The organism is Monashia sp. NPDC004114, from assembly GCF_053603855.1.
This window is the reverse complement of record NZ_JBSGGK010000027.1, coordinates 38,224-56,284: the sequence shown is the minus strand read 5'-3', so window position 1 is coordinate 56,284 and position 18,061 is coordinate 38,224. Positions and strand designations below refer to the sequence as shown.

The 18,061-nt window shown below is 70.6% G+C and carries 13 protein-coding genes; 8 read left to right on the top strand and 5 right to left on the bottom strand.

The window, feature by feature from the left end:
• Window positions 1-120 precede the first annotated feature (120 nt).
• The gene (locus ACWEOW_RS23505; RefSeq protein ID WP_452271674.1) at window positions 121-1,137 is read right to left on the bottom strand and encodes a helix-turn-helix transcriptional regulator; all 1,017 of its coding nucleotides are present in this window, start codon (window positions 1,135-1,137) and stop codon (window positions 121-123) included.
• A gap of 243 nt (window positions 1,138-1,380) precedes the next feature.
• On the opposite strand from ACWEOW_RS23505, the gene ACWEOW_RS23500 reads away from it, so the two are divergent.
• Window positions 1,381-5,160 (top strand): S8 family serine peptidase, encoded by a 3,780-nt coding sequence (locus tag ACWEOW_RS23500; RefSeq protein ID WP_452271673.1) that lies wholly within the window; start codon window positions 1,381-1,383, stop codon window positions 5,158-5,160.
• A gap of 392 nt (window positions 5,161-5,552) precedes the next feature.
• Window positions 5,553-6,281: a VOC family protein gene (locus ACWEOW_RS23495; RefSeq protein ID WP_452271672.1), complete on the top strand. Its 729-nt coding sequence runs from the start codon at window positions 5,553-5,555 to the stop codon at window positions 6,279-6,281.
• A 116-nt stretch (window positions 6,282-6,397) separates the two neighbouring features.
• On the opposite strand, the gene ACWEOW_RS23490 is transcribed toward ACWEOW_RS23495, so the two are convergent.
• Window positions 6,398-7,741, bottom strand: coding sequence for an adenylate/guanylate cyclase domain-containing protein (locus ACWEOW_RS23490; RefSeq protein ID WP_452271671.1), 1,344 nt, complete (start codon window positions 7,739-7,741; stop codon window positions 6,398-6,400).
• 218 nt (window positions 7,742-7,959) lie between these two features.
• Between ACWEOW_RS23490 and ACWEOW_RS23485 the strand changes: the two genes are divergently transcribed.
• The 5 genes from ACWEOW_RS23485 (at window position 7,960) to ACWEOW_RS23465 (ending at window position 13,956) form a co-directional block, all read left to right on the top strand.
• A complete protein-coding gene (locus ACWEOW_RS23485; RefSeq protein ID WP_452271670.1) occupies window positions 7,960-9,192 on the top strand; it encodes a hypothetical protein in 1,233 nt (410 codons plus the stop codon).
• 33 nt (window positions 9,193-9,225) lie between these two features.
• Window positions 9,226-10,122, top strand: coding sequence for a DUF72 domain-containing protein (locus ACWEOW_RS23480; protein WP_452271669.1), 897 nt, complete (start codon window positions 9,226-9,228; stop codon window positions 10,120-10,122).
• Window positions 10,119-10,613, top strand: a complete 495-nt coding sequence (locus ACWEOW_RS23475) for a DUF1003 domain-containing protein (RefSeq protein WP_452271668.1) — start codon at window positions 10,119-10,121, stop codon at window positions 10,611-10,613. The genes ACWEOW_RS23480 and ACWEOW_RS23475 overlap by 4 nt, the downstream gene beginning before the upstream one ends.
• 77 nt (window positions 10,614-10,690) lie before the next feature.
• Window positions 10,691-12,799, top strand: a complete 2,109-nt coding sequence (pta, locus tag ACWEOW_RS23470) for a phosphate acetyltransferase (RefSeq protein WP_452271667.1) — start codon at window positions 10,691-10,693, stop codon at window positions 12,797-12,799.
• Window positions 12,796-13,956, top strand: a complete 1,161-nt coding sequence (locus ACWEOW_RS23465) for an acetate/propionate family kinase (RefSeq protein ID WP_452271666.1) — start codon at window positions 12,796-12,798, stop codon at window positions 13,954-13,956. Before pta ends, ACWEOW_RS23465 begins: the two co-directional genes overlap by 4 nt.
• Window positions 13,957-13,974: 18 nt before the next feature.
• Here ACWEOW_RS23465 and ACWEOW_RS23460 read toward each other — a convergent pair whose 3' ends face one another.
• Complete coding sequence (locus ACWEOW_RS23460) at window positions 13,975-14,841, bottom strand: SDR family oxidoreductase (RefSeq protein WP_452271665.1); 867 nt, start codon at window positions 14,839-14,841, stop codon at window positions 13,975-13,977.
• Between the two features lie 93 nt (window positions 14,842-14,934).
• On the opposite strand from ACWEOW_RS23460, the gene ACWEOW_RS23455 reads away from it, so the two are divergent.
• A complete protein-coding gene (locus ACWEOW_RS23455; protein WP_452271664.1) occupies window positions 14,935-16,179 on the top strand; it encodes an AI-2E family transporter in 1,245 nt (414 codons plus the stop codon).
• 26 nt (window positions 16,180-16,205) lie between these two features.
• Here the strand turns inward: ACWEOW_RS23455 and ACWEOW_RS23450 are convergent, their stop codons facing one another.
• Complete coding sequence (locus ACWEOW_RS23450; RefSeq protein ID WP_452271663.1) at window positions 16,206-17,342, bottom strand: hypothetical protein; 1,137 nt, start codon at window positions 17,340-17,342, stop codon at window positions 16,206-16,208.
• Window positions 17,343-17,412: 70 nt separating this feature from the next.
• Window positions 17,413-18,051: a GNAT family N-acetyltransferase gene (locus ACWEOW_RS23445; RefSeq protein ID WP_452271662.1), complete on the bottom strand. Its 639-nt coding sequence runs from the start codon at window positions 18,049-18,051 to the stop codon at window positions 17,413-17,415.
• Between the last annotated feature and the right edge of the window lie 10 nt (window positions 18,052-18,061).

Below are 18,061 nucleotides of genomic sequence, written 5' to 3'. Positions count from 1 at the left end.
CTGTGACGGGGCGCCCACTCGACCTGTGACGGGGCGCCCACTCGACCTGTGACGGGGCGCCCACTCGACGGTCGAGTGGGCGCCCCGTCACAGCAGCACCACCCGCCGGGCGCCATAGGCTCAGCGGCCGTCGGACCCCCGGGTCACCCAGCCGCGCTCGGACGCCTCCCAGCCGAGCTGCATACGGGAGGTGGCGCCGGTGTAGTCCATCAACGCCTTGAGGCGGCGTTGGACGGTCCGGCCGCTCATCCCCAGCTGCTTGCCGACAGCCTCGTCGGTGAGCCCGCCGAGCATGAGCGAGACGAGCGCGATGTCATGGCTGTCGGGACCCGCAGCGAGCCCCTCCTCGACGCTCTCGTCTGATCCCAGGACGACGGGAACCCCTGCGGCCCAGACGAACTCGAACAGCGAGACCAACGAGCGCACCAGGCTCGGGGCACGGATGACTACCGCGGCGGCGTCGTGGCCGCGCACAGAGAGCGGGGCCATCGCGACGGCTCCGTCCGTGACGATCAGCTTGCTCGGGACCTTGTGGACGGTGCGGACGAGCGCATTCGCGCCGAGCGCGTCGCGCGCCTCACCGGCCGTCGCGGGATCCTCGAGGGCGGCCCGCTCGATGGCGACCCGAAAGGTGACGCCGCGCAGGAGCGCCTGCTCCTCCGCCTGGTTCTCCTCCGAGCTGACGGCGACGGGGCGCGCATCGACGAAGGCGCAGACCTCCTCGCGGGCACCGAGCTCCAGCTGGAGGAATCGTGCCCCGACGGCCTCGGCTCCGAGCACGACCTCGACGAGGTCGCCGACGCCCGCATGGTTGACGTCCCGTCGGAACAGCTCGGTCAGCTGGGCAACCGACGTCTCCGCCACCGACAGGGCGTGCCGGTGCGAGTTGAGCAGGCCCTGGAGCGCCACGTCAGGGGCCGTCGGGAACCACAGCGGCGGCTCCCCCGGGAGCGTCGTCCTCTCCACGAGCCCGAGGTCGCGCAGCGAGCAGAGGACGTTGTGGACGTCCTCAGGGGAAGAGCTCCACCGGGCCGCCAGGTCCCCTTCGGTGCCACCGCCTTGGACGACGAGCGAGTGGTAGTTGAGCTGCTGTGCGGCGTTCAGCCCGAGGGCTGTGAGGTCCACCTCAGGGCTCATGCACGGCTCCCTCTCACCCCGGCCCGGTCCGCCCGGCGCAAATGCTGGGCTGTCGAGAACACGACATGTCGATTCTCCGCCTGCCCGGAGGGGTTCCGCGAGTCGGGGGCCTCTTGTCACCCTTCTCGTGGCGATGGCCCCAACCCCCTCGGGGCCTGCCGCGGCGAGGGCGCCTGACCGGTGCCGCGCCGTGCTCCCAAAACCGGGTACCACGCCCGGCTCCATCCTCACGGAGGTCCTCCCATGCGCCGCACCTGGCGACGTCATACCCTCGCGTCCGCTGGCATCCTTGCCATCGCCGCAACCGCTCTGTCCCCATCCGTCCTCGGCGCCTCGGCAGCCTCCGACCCGAAGCCCATCGTCGGCTCGGCGGACCAGGCCGCGGCCCAGAAGTCGGCCACGGTGACCCTGATCTCGGGCGACCGCGTCCGGGTCACCCGCACCTCGGACGGCCAGCCGGTCGCCCAGCTGCTGCCCGGCGAGGACGGAACGGTCCCCGAGTACCAGACCCTGCGCGACGGCGACAGCCTGTACGTCTTCCCCGCATCGACCACCGAGGCCCTCGCGGCCAACCTGGTCGACAAGGAGCTGTTCAACGTGACCGGCCTCGTCGCGGCCGGTTTCGACGACGCCCACGCGGACGCGATCCGGGTCATCGCGCAGTACGACAAGGACAGCGTTACCGTCTCCGACGCGACTCCCGCGCCCACCGGCGCCGGCGAGACCACGCCGCTGGACTCGGTCAACTCCCTCGCGTATGCCGTGGACAAGTCGGACACGCAGGCCGCCTGGGCGGACCTGACGGACGCGGCCTCGGCCTCCGGCAGCGGCCTGGCCAAGCTCTGGCTCGACCGCCCGGTGCGCGCCACGATGGCCGACTCCACCAAGCAGATCGGCGCCCCGGTGGCCTGGCAGGCAGGCCTCGACGGCAAGGGCAGCAAGGTGGCCATCCTCGACACCGGTGTCGACGCGGGCCACCCCGACCTCGCGGACCAGATCGCTGACAAGAAGGACTTCACCCGCTCCCCGAACGGGACCAACGACCTCGTCGGCCACGGCACGCACGTCGCCTCGACGATCGCCGGCACCGGCGCCGCGAGCGGCGGCAAGGAGCGCGGTGTCGCCCCCGGTGCCAGCCTGCTCATCGGCAAGGTGCTCGGCGACTCCGGCGCCGGCTACGACGCCGACATCATCGCCGGCATGCAGTGGGCGGTGGACAACAAGGCCGACGTCATCTCGATGAGCCTCGGCGCTCCGACGCCGGCCACCGCCTGCGACGACCCGATCGCCCAGGCCGTCAACGCGCTGTCGGCATCGAGCAAGAGCCTGTTCGTCATCGCGGCAGGCAACATGGGCTCCGGCCCGAACACGGTCTCGAGCCCCGGGTGCGCGACCTCCGCCCTCACGGTCGGCGCGGTCGACTCAGCGGACGCGACGGCATACTTCTCCAGCCGCGGCCCGGCCGGCACCAACCACCTCACCAAGCCCGAGATCGCCGCCCCCGGCGTCAGCATCCTCGCCGCCAACGCCGGCGGACGCGGGCAGTACGCATACCAGAGGATGTCCGGCACCTCGATGGCGACGCCGCACGTCGCCGGAGCCGCGGCCATCGCCCACGAGGAGAACCCGTCCCTGACCGGTGCCGAGCTGAAGCAGCTGCTCACCTCCTCGGCGGACCCGACGGTCCCGGGTGGTGCGCAGGAGGTCGGGGCCGGACGTCTCGACGTCGCGCGGATGATCTCCCAGACCGTCACCGCACAGTCGACCGTCTACGGCGGCGCCTTCGACTACCCGCAGACCCACGCCTACGCGCCCAGCACGCTCAAGTACACCAACCGTGGCGATGCGGCGATCGACCTCCGTCTGTCCGTCGAGAAGGTGCTCGGCAACGACAACAACCCGATCAACACGCCGCTCATCCGGACCCCGCAGCACGTTGTCGTCCCGGCGCACGGCACGGCGGACGTCCCGGTCACCGTTCAGCTCGGGGCCAACATCCCGGCCAGCGCGCTGGGTGACATCACCGCCCGCATCGTCGCGACCGACGGCAACCAGCGGGTGTCAACCGCGTTCAACTTGTATGCCACCGCCCCCGCGGTGACCGTCAAGGTGTCGGTCATCGACCGTAACGGCAACCCCGCCACCGGCACGTCGTCGGTTGTCATGGTCAACACCGACACGTCCAAGGGCGAGAACCGATCCGTCGCGGGCAAGGACCAGACCTACACCCTCCGCCCGGGCAAGTACTTCCTCAGCTCGTTCGTGAGCACGCCCACTCCGGGCACGGCCGCAAACAGCCGCGCGGCTGCGCAGTCGATGACCTACCTGGCCAAGCCGGAGATCACCATCGACAAGGACACCACGATCGTCCTCGACGCCCGCCAAGCCCACCCGCTCACGGTCTCGACGGAGCAGCGGAGCGAGCTGCGTACGACCGTCCTGACCTTCGAGCGGCTCTGGCCCACCAACCGGTACTACGCCGGGTCCGTGGGCACCACCGCCGGCACCAAGGAGTTCTACGCCCAGATCGACGGCAAGGTCGCCAAGGGCGACGGCTCGTTCGAGTTCGGTGACTACAGCCGGATGGTCGCGCCGCCGGTCACGTCGATGACCACTTCGGGTGGGCTCGACCTGCACCCGCTGTCGGCCAAGCTCGGGATCGGCAACCTCGACGGCGATGGCACCGCCGACGTGGTCTCGGTTGGGGCTGGCACCGCGAACGACTTCAAGAACGTCGTCGTCACCGGCAAGGTCGCCGTCGCCCATGTCGCCCTCGGCGCGGACGACTTCTCGATCGCCTCGCGGGCCAAGACCGGCGGCGCCAAGGCGCTCCTGCTGTACCGCGACGACCCCGGCACGTGGCTCGCGTCGTCGAGCACCAACGCCGCCGCTCAGCTGCCGACCTACACCCTGCCGAGTGGTGAGGGTGCTGCGCTCGGGGCCGAGCTCGCGGCCGGCCCGTCCACACTGACGTGGTCGGCGCAGAACAAGACGCCGTACGCGTACACGCTCGGCTTCTTCAACGACGGCCAGCTCGTCACCGCCCAGAAGCACGACGTGACCGACGCCTCGTTGGGTCAGATCGACGCGAGCTTCGCGAGCATGGGTGTCGCGACCGACATGCTCGACATGACTGCGGTGCAGCGCCCCAGCACGGTGGCCTTCTCGCTCGGCCTCGACTTCGTCGCCACACCGAGCACCCGCACGGAGCGCTTCACCACCAGCGACGGCAGCAAGTGGTACAAGTCGGTCCAGTCGAGCTTCGGGTTCGCCGAGGTCATGAACGACAAGTGGCGCACCTTCACCCCGGGCCAGGAGGTCAATGACTCGTGGTACGGCGGGGCGCTCACGCCCTCCGTGCGCAAGGACAGTGGCGGCACGCCGCAGATGATCGGCGAGCGTCAAGGCACCCTCATCGGGGTCGCCCCGATGGTCTGGGGCGACAGCGCCGACCACTACGCCGACCAGGGAGGCTTCGGCGACCTGGGCAACCTCACGCTCAAGCGCAACGGCACGGACATCGGGTACAGCTACGACCCGTACGGCGTCTTCACGGTCCCGTCCGACGACGCGCGGTACGACCTGACGCTGCACGTCGAGAAGGCCACCAGCTCCAGCTTCAAGTACTGGAAGCGCTCGGCAGCGACCGACACCACGTGGTCGTTCAACTCGCACGAGGAGCCCGACGTCTACAGCCGCGCGCTGCCGATGCTCCTGCCGCGGCTCGACGTCCCGACCGACGGCCTCAAGACCGTCGCGGCAGGACCGATGACGATCCCGGCCCGCGTCCAGGTCAACCCTGGCTACGACTCCGGCGCCATCGTCGACGCCAAGGTGTGGACCTCGGTCGACGCCGGCAACACGTGGGTCCCGGGCACGGCGACCCTCACCGCTACCGGTGCGAGCCTCGTCGTGGACCACACCGGTCAGTCGGGCAAGCAGGTCAACCTGCGGGTCGAGCTCACCGACGCCAACGGCGCGAAGGTGCTGCAGACCATCACCCGCGCGTACGACGTGCGCTGACACCAGAGAAGAGCAGGTGAGCCCTGGGCCCTCCCCAGGGCTCACCTGTCAACTGCATCGAGAACGTGGTGCTCCCACCATCCTGGGAGCCATCGTGACTGCGGCCGCGGGGAGGAGAGGAGGGTCAGCCTCGATCAGCGTCAAGAGGGGGCGCCGAGGCGCGACGACCGAACCGCTGGGCCGCGACCGGCCGGCATACCTGATGGGCCGACCGGTCACCCGGTGCCCGGGACCACCACCCTTGGTCCCGGGCACCGCTCTATGCAGGAGCAACCGCCGCCGACCTTCGCCGGGTAATCGCGTTGCGATGCTCGTGATGGCCGTCCTAGCGTGGACGGGCCGATGTCCGTGATGTCACTGTTTCGACCAGTGACCCGACGACTGGAGTTCCCGTGGGTCTCGAGCTCTTCGCACTGTCCTTCAAGGCGAGCGAGCCTGACCGGCTGGAGGGCTTCTGGGCCGGCGTGCTCGGTTGGGCGCCGACTGACGACTCCGAACCGGGCGCTCGGGCCCTGGTGCCGTGCGACGACACCGGGTTCCGGCTGCGGTTCGTGCCGAGCCACGCCAGCAAGCTCGGCCAGAACCGGATGCACTTCGACCTGACGAGCGGTTCGCTCAGCGACCAGCAGGCCACGGTGGCCCGGGCGCTCGAGCTCGGCGGGCGGCATACGGACGTCGGACAGCTCCCCGAGGAGGAGCACGTCGTGCTCGCCGACCCGGAGGGTAACGAGTTCTGTGTCATCGAGCCGGGCAACAGGTTCCTCGCCGACTGCGGCTTCGTCGGGGCCCTCGCGTGCGACGGCTCGCAGGCCGTCGGGTACTTCTGGAGCGCGGCACTGGGCTGGCCGCTCGTCTGGGACCAGGACGAAGAGACGGCGATCCGCTCGCCCCACGGCGGCCCGAAGGTCACCTGGGGCGGTCCTCCGGTGAACCCGAAGCTGGGCGAGAACCGGCTGCAGTTCGACCTGATGCCCACGGCGGACAGCACCGTCCAGGCCGAGGTGGAGCGGCTCGTGTCGCTCGGGGCGTCCCGGCTCGACCCCGGCCGTGGCGAAGGCGACCGGGTCGTCCTCACCGACCCCGACGGCAACGAGTTCTGCGTCCTCCCCCGCCACCCCTGACGCGGGACGCCGTCCGGCGGCCGCCCTCCGTCCCGTGCGACATATCAAGTCCGCGGGCAGGCTCGTCCGCGCGCGGCTGAGTCGGGTTGCTATGTCCGACGGGACGGCCAGGCACGTCAGGGGACGCCGATCACCTGGAAGAGCTGCCAGGCTCCGGGCACGCCCTTGAGCTCATGCGAACCATGGTCGGCGAAGGTGATGCCGGAGCCCACGACCAGATCGGTGACCGTTCCAGAGACGAGGATCTCGCTCCCACCCGCGAGTCCCATGATCCGTGCGGCGAGGTGCACCGCGATGCCGCCGACGTCGCCGTCGAGGACCTCGATCTCTCCGGTGTGCAGCCCGGCCCGGACCTGCAGGCCCAGCGAGCGGATGGCGTCGCGGATCCGGTCCGCGCACTGCACCGCACGGGCCGGTCCGTCGAACGTCGCAAGGAAGCCGTCGCCGGTCGTCTTGACCTCGTGACCGCGGAAGGCCGCGAGACCGCGACGGACCACCTCGTCGTGCGCCCAGCGGACCTCGAGCCAGCGAGAGTCGCCGAGGCGGGCGGCCAGGTCCGTCGAGCCGACGATGTCGGTGAACAGCACCGTCGCCAGCTCCCGCCGGGCCCGTGGCGTGTCCCTCGTGCCGGTCAGGAAGTCCCGCACCTCGGCGATCACCGCGTCACTGTCCGTCGTGTAGAACGGGTAGCAGTCGGCCCCGGGCAGCTCGACGAACCGCGCACCGCGGATGTGCGCGGCAAGGTACTCCCCGAAGGCCAGCCGGTAGTGCTGGTTCTCCTGTCGGTGCAGCACGAGCGTCGGCGCCGATATCGCCGGCAGGACGCTGCGCACATCGAGCTGGGTCACCCATCGGTACATCCGGGTCGCGGCCCCCGGCGGCATCGAGAGCCGCTGGTACCGCATGAACCACTCCTCCGCCCGCGCATCGCCGGCCTGGCTGGGAGCGGTGAGCGCCAGCATCGCGGGGTTCTGTCCCCAGTGGGTCTCGTACCGCGCGACGAGCCGGTGCCAGGTGGGCTCCGGCATACCGATCGGGTAGTCCGCGGCGCGGCGCCACCGCGCAAACGTGTTGAGCAGCACAAGGGCCCCAACGCGGTCGGGGAACGTCGCCGCGAAGAGCATGGCCATCGGCCCGCCCTCGGTGTCACCGATCACGGCGGCCTGCCGTGACCCGGCGGCGTCGAGCGCGACCCGTGCGTCGTCCATCCACTCCTCGAGCGTCGGCAGTGACGTCAGCGGCACGGGGTCGGAGACGCCGGTGCCCCGCTTGTCGAAGCAGATGACGCGGCCGATGCGGCCGAGGCGGTGGAAGAAGTCGGCCAGCGCCGCCTCTTCCCACATGGCGTCGAGGTTCGTCCCCCAGTTGGTGACCCAGAGGATGTCGCGCGGGCCGTCGCCGAAGACCTGGTAGGCCACGTAGCCCCCAGCGGACTTGACGTACTTGGTCTCCGGACGCATCCCATCTCCTCCGACCTGGTTCGGAGTGTAGGACTCCCAGCCGATGCCCACCGGTGACTGCCGACGTCTCCCACTGAGTGCCGGCGGTCCCTGACGAACCCCGATGACGGCGAAACGCTCCCTGAACGCCGCTGATCCGGCACGATGCCAAGCAGGGTTTTGCTCGAATCGCACCAACCGGCTCGCCGCACCCATGTCTGCACCGGAGAGGGTCTTCGATGAAGCTGCAGTTCTCCACTCGCGCCGCCGTCCTGCTCGTCGGCGGTGTCACGCTCCTGGCCGCCTGCGGCGAGGGTGGCGGTATCAACCGGCCGACGATCAGCCCGCCGGCCACCGGAGCTGCGCTGCCCACGGTGACGATCCCGACGGTGACTGTCCCGACCGTCACGCTCCCCGCAGTGACGGTGCCGACCGTGGCCCTGCCCACGGCCTCGATCCCGACCGCGACGAAGCCGACGACGGAGCCGACGGCTGAACCGAGCCCGACGCCCACCAAGACGCCGACGGCGGAGCCGACGCCCACCCCGACGGAGACGACGCCGGAGCCGACCCCGACATCGGAGAAGCCGACACCGACTCCGACCGAGACGACGCCCACGGAGTCCCCGACGCCGACGGAGACGAGCTCGCCGACCACCACGACCGAGACCCCGTCGCCGACCACCACGACGACCACGGCCGAGCCGACCGCTCCGAGCACGGTCCCCGCCGAGAACGCCGGCGCCGAGACGTCCGGCGTCCCTGCCTGGGTGTGGTGGCTGTTGGCCGCGATCATCATCGCGCTCGCCATCGCGATCCCCTTGATCCTGCGCCGCCGGAGGCGTGAGCAGTGGCAGGCGGACGTGCAGGCCGCCAGGGCCGAGATGGCTTGGTTCGCAAGGCAGCTCATCCCCGAGCTCCGGCGGACCGGGTCCCGGCAGCAGGCCGCCGGCGGCTGGGCCGTGTCGTCCGCCCGTGTGGTGGCCGCCGAGGACCGGCTCACCACGCTCAACGCCTCTGCCCCCGACGACATCACGCGTGAGCAGTCCCGCCTCCTGCGCGACACGACGCGCTCCGCACGCGAGCGGATGGATGTCGTCACCACGACGGGGCCGGACGAGACACTCGCCACGGACCTGGCCGACATCGTGGGCGAGGTCGAGGCAGCACTGGCCACCACCGGCCCGTCCGGCACCACCGGGGCAGCGGGCGCGACCGGTGCCACCTACGGGTCTTCGGACCCCATCGACGACGGGCCGCCGCCGGCCGCACCGGATGCCCCGGATACCCCGACGGCCGTCCTGCCAACCACCGAGGCGCCGACCGCGGAGGCACCCGCTACCGAGGCACCGACCGTCGAGCTCCCGGAGACCCCGGAGACCACGGAGACCCCCGAACCGCCCGGCGACTCCGACGGTCCCGACGGCCCCGGCAGTCCGCCGGCGGGTCCAGCCGGCCCGCGCGTCCCGTAACCACGCAGGAGCGGGCCCGCCTAGGCTCCGAGGATGGGGCGCTTCCACGTCGGCACGTCGGGATGGCGCTACCCCACGTGGCGGGGCGACTTCTACCCGCGCGGGCTCCCTCAGCGTCTCGAGCTGACGTATGCCGCTGAGCGGATGACGTCCGTCGAGCTGAACGGGTCGTTCTACTCCCTTCAACGACCCAGCTCGTATGCCGCGTGGCGGGCCGCGGTGCCGCCCTCGGTCGACTTCGCCGTGAAGGGCGGTCGGTTCATCACCCATCTCAAGCAGCTCCGTGATGTCGAGGCGCCTCTGGCCAACTTCTTCGCCTCGGGACTCCTGGCGCTCGGCGAGCAGCTGGGGCCGATCCTGTGGCAGCTCCCCGAGCGCGTGCGCTACGACCCTGACCGGATCGGTGCGTTCTTCGACCTTCTCCCTCGCTCGACAACCGCCGCAGCCGACCTCGCCGGCCATCACGACGATAAGCTCGACGACGACCACGCCCTGACGACAACGGAATTCGAGGGTCCGATCCGCCACGCCCTCGAGCCACGGCACCCCAGCTTCGACACGGACGAGGCCCGGTCGCTCTTCGCCGACCACGACATCGCCCTCGTCGTGGCCGACAGCGCCGGACGGTGGCCCACCATGCGGGACGCCACGAGCGACTTCCGTTACGTCCGGCTCCACGGCGAGACCGAGCTCTACGCCAGCGGCTACACCACCGAGTCGCTCGAACGCTGGGCCACGCAGTGTTCGGCCTGGGCCGACGCGGGCCATGACGTCTTCGTCTACTTCGACAACGACGCGTTGGGCCACGCTCCGCATGATGCGGTCCGCCTGCTCGAGCTCCTCGGCGCGGCCCCTTCCCCGCGACAGGCGGGTGACACCCCCGAACCATCCACGGCCACAACGAGATCCGAGATCGAGGACGACGAGTGAACAAGGACATGAGCGAGCACGAGCGCCGCTGGCGCATCCCACCGGCGAGCGCCCGGCTCGTCCCCGACAAGAACTGGCACCAGGCTCACCAAGAGTCCCTGTCCTTCGGCGAGCGAGCCGCCGACGTCATGCGCAACGGCATGGGCAGCTGGGGTTTCGTCCTCGCCTTCCTCGCGTTCATGATCGCGTGGGCGACGGTCAACTCCATTGGTACGGGGTGGGATCCATACCCCTACATCCTGCTCAACCTGTTCCTGTCGATGCTGGCCGGTCTGCAGGGAGCGATCCTGCTCATCGCCGCCAAGCGCCAGGACGCCGTCACGGCCGAGCTCGCCCAGCACGACTACGACACGAACGTCGCCGCCAAGCAGGACGTCGAGACCCTGCTGCACATCACCACCAAGCAGCTCGCGCTGATCACCGAGATGCACGACGACCTGCGCGGCCGGCTGGAGTCCCTCGAGCGGCGCACGAGCGCCGGCGCTCCGTGACGAGCCCGAGCGACCGGAGCTCACGGCCGGGGGTGGCCGTTTGGGCCGTATGCCGGCCGGCCCGATAGGTTCGTGACGTGAGCCGCAGCGTCTACGTCGCGTCACCCGAGGGACTGACCGGCAAGTCCGCAGTCGCCCTGGGCCTGCTCGATGCCTTGATCCGTGAGGTCGGCTCGGTCGGGGTGTTCCGGCCGCTGACGACCCTGGGGGGCAGCGGGCCGGACGACGAGGTCGACCACATCATCGACATGCTTGTCAGCCAGCCAGGGATGGCCCAGACCTACGACGAGGCCATCGGCGTCACGTACGCGCAGGCCCACGAGGACCCCGACGAGTCCCTGCACGTCATCGTCGAGCGGTTCGGGCGGCTCGCGTTGCGGTTCCAGGTCGTGCTGGTCCTCGGTTCGGACTACACCGACGTCTCGACCGGCACGGAGCTGTCGTTCAACGCGCGGGTGGCCGCCAACCTCGGCTCACCGGTCGTGCTCGTCGTCCACGGCCGCGACCGCACCCCGGACCAGATCCGGGTCGCCGCCGACAGCGCGCTCGCCGAGCTCAAGGCGCAGCACGCGCACACCGTCGCCGTCATCGCGAACCGCGTCGAGCCGGACGACCTCGAGGCCGTGCGAGCGACCCTGGCCGAGATGGCGTTCCCGGTGACCGCGGCCCTGCCCGAGAACGCCCTCCTCGCCGCGCCGAGCTTCCGCGCGATCGTCGAGGCCGTGCACGGCCGGCTGGTCCTCGGCAACGAGGCCTGGATGGACCGCGACAGCCTTGGTCTGCTCGTTGCAGCGATGAGCCTGCCCAACGTCCTGGCCCGGCTTCGCACCGATGTCACCGTCATCTCTCCCGGCGACCGCACTGACCTCGTGCCCGGTCTCGTCCTGGCGCACCAGTCAGGCACGTTCCCCGGTCTCGCCGGGATCATCCTCACCGGCGGCTACGAGATCCCCGAGACGATCGCCCGCCTGTCGGCCGGCGTGCAGCAGGACCTGCCCATCGCCCTGACGTCCGACGACACGTTCAGCACGGCCCAGCGCGCGATGCAGGTGCGGGGGCCGATGACGAAGACCGCGCGCAACAAGATCGAGACGGCGCGCCGCATCTTCTCCGAGCAGGTCGACCAGGCGGCGCTGCTCGAGGCGATCGACGTGTCGGCGTCCGAGGTGCGCACGCCGCTGATGTTCGAGTTCCAGCTCATGGAGCGGGCGCGGTCCGACCGTCGGCACATCGTCCTGCCCGAGAGCCAGGACGACCGGATCCTCCAGGCCGCCGATGTGCTGCTGCGACGCGGCGTCGCCGACCTCACCCTTCTCGGTGACGAGAACAAGGTGCGCGCGCGCGCCTCGGCACTGGGGCTCGACATCGACGAGGCGCGGATCGTGTCGCCTGTAGACCCCGAGCTCGTCGAGCGGTTCGCCCAGACCTACACGGACCTGCGGGCGCACAAGGGCATGGTCGTCGACCGGGCGCGCGAGATCGTCACGGACATCTCGTACTTCGGCACGATGATGGTCCACCTCGGCCTCGCCGATGGCATGGTGTCCGGGGCCGTCAACACGACCGCGCACACGATCCGGCCGGCCCTGGAGTTCGTCAAGACCAAGGACGGCGTCAAGACCGTGTCGAGCGTCTTCCTCATGTGCCTCGCCGACCGCGTCCTCGTCTACGGCGACTGCGCCGTGATCCCGGATCCGACCACCGAGCAGCTCGCCGACATCGCGATCTCGTCGGCCCAGACGGCGCAGCAGTTCGGGATCGACCCTCGTGTGGCGATGCTGTCCTACTCGACGGGCTCGAGCGGCAGTGGCGCCGATGTCGAAAAGGTCCGGGCCGCAACGGAGCTCGTCGCCGAGCGAGCGCCGGACCTGCGTCTCGTCGGCCCGATCCAGTACGACGCGGCGGTCGACCCGGTGGTGGGTCGAGCCAAGATGCCCGGCTCCGACGTCGCCGGTCGCGCCACCGTGTTCGTGTTCCCCGACCTCAACACCGGCAACAACACGTACAAGGCGGTCCAGCGCAGCGCCCATGCCGTGGCGATCGGGCCGGTCCTCCAAGGTCTGCGCAAGCCCGTCAACGACCTCTCCAGAGGTGCGCTCGTCGACGACATCGTCAACACTGTCGCCATCACCGCCGTTCAGGCGCAAGGGAGCTCGGGCGCTGCAGATGGCGGTGAGGTGGCGTGAGCGCCCCTGATCCTGTCCTCGTCCTCAACGCCGGCTCCTCGTCGCTGAAGTACCAGCTCGTCGTGCCCGAGACCGCGGAGGTCCGCGCCAGCGGCCTCGTCGAGCGGATCGGGGAGAGCGGGAGCGACGTGGCCGACCATGTCGCGGCACTTGCGGCGATGCGGGCGCGCTTGCGCGAGCAGGGAGTCGACTTGGCGGACGTGCCGCTGCGTGCGGTCGGCCACAGAGTCGTGCACGGCGGCCCGGACTTCTCGACGCCGGTCGTCATCGACGACCGGGTGCTCGAGCGTATCCAGTCGCTGAACCCCCTTGCGCCGCTGCACAACCCGGCTGCTGTCGTGGGCATCACTGCGGCGCGTGCGCGGTTCCACGTGCCGCACGTCGCCGTCTTCGACACGGCGTTCTTCGCGACGCTCCCACCGGCAGCGTCGACGTATGCCGTCCCCGCCGACCTCGCCCGCCGCCACTCGATCCGCCGGTACGGCTTCCACGGCACCTCGCACCAGTTCGTCTCGCGGGCAACGGCAGACCTGCTCGGGCGGCCGGTCGGCGATCTCCGGCAGGTGGTCCTGCACCTGGGCAACGGGTGCTCGGCGTCGGCAGTCCACGGGGGCAAGGCCGTCGACACGTCCATGGGACTGACCCCGCTCGAGGGCCTCGTCATGGGCACGAGATCGGGTGACGTCGACCCGGGCCTGCATGCGTTCCTCAACCGTGAGGCGGGCCTCTCGCTCGACGAGATCGACGCCATGCTCAACAAGAGGTCGGGCCTGCTCGGCCTCAGCGGCGTCAACGACTTCCGCGAGCTCGTCGACCGGGTCGGGTCCGGCGACGAGGCCGCGCGCCTCGCCTTCGACGTCTTCGTGCACCGGCTCAAGCACTACGTGGGTGCCTACATCGCCGTCCTCGGCGGCATCGACGTGCTGGCCTTCACCGCCGGCATCGGTCAGAACAGCCCGCCCCTTCGGGCCGCCGTCACAGACGGGCTGGAGGGGCTCGGCATCAGGGTCGACGGTGCACGCAACGAGGAACGCACGTCGGCGGCTCGGGTCATCTCGCCGGACGGCTCGCCCGTGACGGTCGCGGTCGTGCCGACCAACGAGGAGCTCGCCATCGCGCGGCAGACGGCGGACGTCGTCGCGCAGGCCGCTCGCTGACCAGGCCGCTCGGGCCGCTCACCCAGAGGCTGCCTGCTGCTCGAGATACTCGCGCAGCGAGGTGGGCCGCCGTCCCGTGAGCCGTTGGACGTCGCTGGTCACCTCGGCGAGCTCGCCGGCGCGGATCGCTGTGTAGGTGGAGACCCACGCGTCGACCTGCCAGCCAGGAGCGTCGTATGCCGCACGTGACGCATACGCCTCCTCCACCGTCTCGTCGTGGAACGAGAACGGGCGGCCGGTGACCTCGGTCGCGACCGCGGCGGCCTCTGACACGGTCAGCGCCTCGGGCCCGGTCAGCGTGTACGTGCGGCCCGCATGCGCCGCAGGGTCGAGCAGCACCGCGACGGCGGCTCGGGCGATGTCCGCGTGGGCAACGACGGCTGCGCGACCCTCGCCCGCCGGACCTCGGATCACGCCGTCCGGCCCAGCCATGTGCTCGAGGAACTCGAGATAGAGGTTGTCGCGAAGCAAGGTCCAGGCCATCCCAGCGGCCTTGATGCGCTCCTCGGTCGCGAAATGATCCCGCGCCAGGGTGAAGGTCGCGTCCGGGGCGGCCCCGGCGAACGAGATGTACACGACATGCTGGACCCCAGCCTCCGCGGCCGCATCGACAAACGCGCCATGCTCCTGGACCCGCTCGGCATTCTCCGATGCAGACACCATGAGCAGGGTGGAGACACCGGCGAGCGCTCGCGCATTGCCCAGTCGGTCGGCATACGAGCACGACACCGGCACGGCTCCCGCGAGGTCGGGTGCCCTGCCCACGTCGCGCACGAGCAGCCGTTGCGGGACCTCCCGCGCCGAAAGCTCCTGGGCCACAAGTCCGCCCAACCAGCCGGTTGCACCGGTCACGCCGAGCGTGGGGGTCGTCTGCTCCGTGTCCACCCTGTCGATCCTAGGCAGCCGCGTCGGAGACGGCATGCGGCACGATGGGGCGCTTGCCTTCGGAACGTCGGCCCCACGGCATACGGTGTGCACGTGACCGAGAACCTGAAGGCCGAGCCGCAGGACCCCACGGTGGACCAGGCGCCCCGGACGACCGCGGACCCGCAGGCCGACGGGAGGGCCGCAGCGCCGGCCTCGACCGTCCCGCCCGGCGTGCGCGCGGCGAGCGAGTGGTCCTGGCGGCTGCTCATCATCGCCGCTGCGGTGTTCGCCCTGACGCTCGCGCTGCGCGAGGTGTCCGAGGTCATCGTGCCGCTGGCGATCGCCGTGCTCATCACGGCACTGCTGCGGCCGTTGTTCCTGCGCCTTCGCAGCGTGATGCCTGCCGTGGCTGCCGCCGGGATCACGGTGGTCGGGACGATCATCGTGGTGAGTGGGCTGCTCACCCTCGTCGGCACGCAGTTCACGACCGGGTTCGCGGACCTGACCAGCCAGGTGGCCACCGGTCTCGAGCGGATCCGCGACTGGGTCCGGTTGACGTTCAAGATCACCGACACGCAGTTCAACGAGTACTTCGACACGATCCGCGAGCAGGTCAGCCAGAGCGGCAACCTCGGCCAGACGGCCACCTCGATCGGCCTGACGGCAACCCACTTCGTCGCCGGCCTGTTCATCGCCCTCTTCGCGCTGTTCTTCTTCCTCTATGAGGGTCCCCGGATCTGGAAGTGGATCGTGGGACTCTTCCCTCGGGGGGCTCGCGAGCGGGTCAACTCGTCCGGGCTCATCGCGTGGGAGCAGCTGTCGGCGTTCGTGCGGGCGACGATGATCGTCGCACTCGTGGACGCGATCGGCATCTCCGTCGGTGCGGCGATCCTCGATGTGCCGTTCGCGTTTGCGATCGGCATCCTCGTGTTCTTCCTCGCCTTCATCCCCATCGTCGGTGCGCTGCTGTCCGGTGCCGTGGCTGTGCTGCTCGCGCTCGTCGCGCACGGCCCGGGCGTGGCGCTCATCATGCTCGCGGTCGTCATCGGTGTGCAGCAGCTCGAGTCGCACGTGCTCCAGCCGTTCCTGCTCGGCAAGGCCGTGAGCGTCCACCCGCTCGCCGTGATCGTCGCCATCGCCTGCGGCTCGATCATCGCTGGGATCGTCGGAGCGCTCGTTGCGGTCCCGTTCGCCGCGGTCTCGAACGCCGTCGGTAAGCACCTGCTCGGCCGCGCCCCGGACAGCGACGCCGCCACCGACGCAGACGACGGCGGCGGCGGTGAACCTGAGGTCGGCCCGGAGAGTGGGTCGGCCGAGGCGGCCGAGGCCGCCGACAACGGATCCCTCGCCCACTGAGCCTGAAACGAGCGGGCGGCGTCGGGCTACTGCGAGGCGGCGCGCCGGGCGAACCGCGCGCGCTCGTCGAGCTCTTCGGCCTCCTCGGCGAACTCCGGCGTGTCGAACACATCGGCCGGGATGCCGCTCTCGGTGTAGCGCGGCTCGGCCTTGGCCTTGAGCACATACGTCGGCTTCGGCACCGGGACCGGGCTCCAGCTGCCGGGCGGCAGGTCCTCCACAGGCGTCTGCACGACCGGCACGGGGCCGGTGGCGACCGCCTCGAGGTCGAAGATGACGTCCTGAGCGCTCACCTGGTGGTCGGGGCGCACCTGCGTGACGGAGCTGTGGTGGATGACCTGGGTCACCTCGGTGGAGAGGATGACCGGCTCCGCCTCCACGTCGTCGATCTGCGCGACGATCTCCGCCGAGCTGCGCACACGGCCTTCAGGACGCTGCCGGCGCTGGCGGTCGGACTGTGCCTCGGCACGCAGCCACACGAGGACGGCGAGGACGGTCACGACCGAGAACGGCACGGAGACCCACAGCAGCACCCCGGTGACCGCCAGCCAGACCGACACCGGGACCCAGACAAGCGCGACGAGCAGCAGCACAGCACGAAGTCGCCTCTGCGCCAGGGAGACTCGGCCTCGGGGGTGTGCCTCGTGAGAAGCGTGAGCAGCGTGCTCGGGCGCACGGCGACCGTCTCGCCGGTCGTCGCGGGAGTGGTCGTGATCGTGGTGGTGCTCGGCCATCGAGTGCACCTCAACGGAGTCGGGAGCGAGGTCGGCGTAGTCCTCGGCGTAGTAGTCGGCGTAGTCGTCGGCGGGGGCGTACTCCTGCCCCGGTGCCGAGTCGTGCGCGGACCCTGGGGCTTGGTGCTCGGTGGCTCGTCGGGCCACGAGCGGCGAGTGCCGCCGGGAGGTGCCTGCAGGCACTGCGCGCTTGACGTCCACCGTCGGGCGTGAGTCGCGCGCCGGCTGGACGGCATACGAGTCAGGCCGCGGCTCGCGCAGCTCGGTGCGGGGCAGGATCGGCTTCTTCTCGAGCACGCGCATCGCCTCGGTGAAGCCGTCGACCGAGCGGGTGGCCGCGGCGTCCTCCCGGCGGCGCACCCAGTGCTGGAGCAAGTAGGCAGCCCAGATCGCCACGATGACGAGAAAGATCAGGCTGCTGACAGGCACGTACTACACGGTAGGGCGATGCCCAGCGACCGCCATGCACATTCGATGCGTGTCGCGCAAGAGGCTGGTGTTACGCCTGTGACAGACGAGTCACGAGGGTCGAGCCCGCCAGGTCCTCCGTGGTCACCGCGAAAGACCGGTGCGCGCGCCAGGCGCCGTCGATGTGGAGGTAGCGCTCCCGGACGCCCTCGTCGCGGAGCCCGAGCCGCTCGGCGACGCGCAGCGAGCGGTCGTTGTCGAGCCGGATGTTCACCTCGACCCGGTGCAGCCCGGCCGGCCCGAGGGCGTAGTCGATGGCCATCGCGAGCGCATGCGAGGCGATGCCCCGTCGGGTGTAGTGCTCCGCGACCCAGTACCCCGCGGCGCACGACTGCTGGGCCGCCCGCACGATGCCGAACAGGTGCACCTGGCCCACGATCCGGCCCTCGACCTCGATGCACCAGGGCATCGCCCGGTCCGCGCGCGCCTCGCCGTCGAGGTCACGCACGAACTGGCGGAACGACACCGGCGACTGCGGATCGGCGCCGGGCGGCAAGGTCGGCTCCCATGGCTTGACGTGCGAGGCGTTCTCGCGCCGGATCCGCTGCCACTCGCGCTCGTCGGCCAGCTGCAGCGGCCGGAGCACGACAGGCGGGGCCACCGACGCGTCTCGCAGCACGATCGGCCAGCTGGCCCGCTCCGAACGAAGCGGTCGCCAGGGCATTCTCATGAGTTCACCT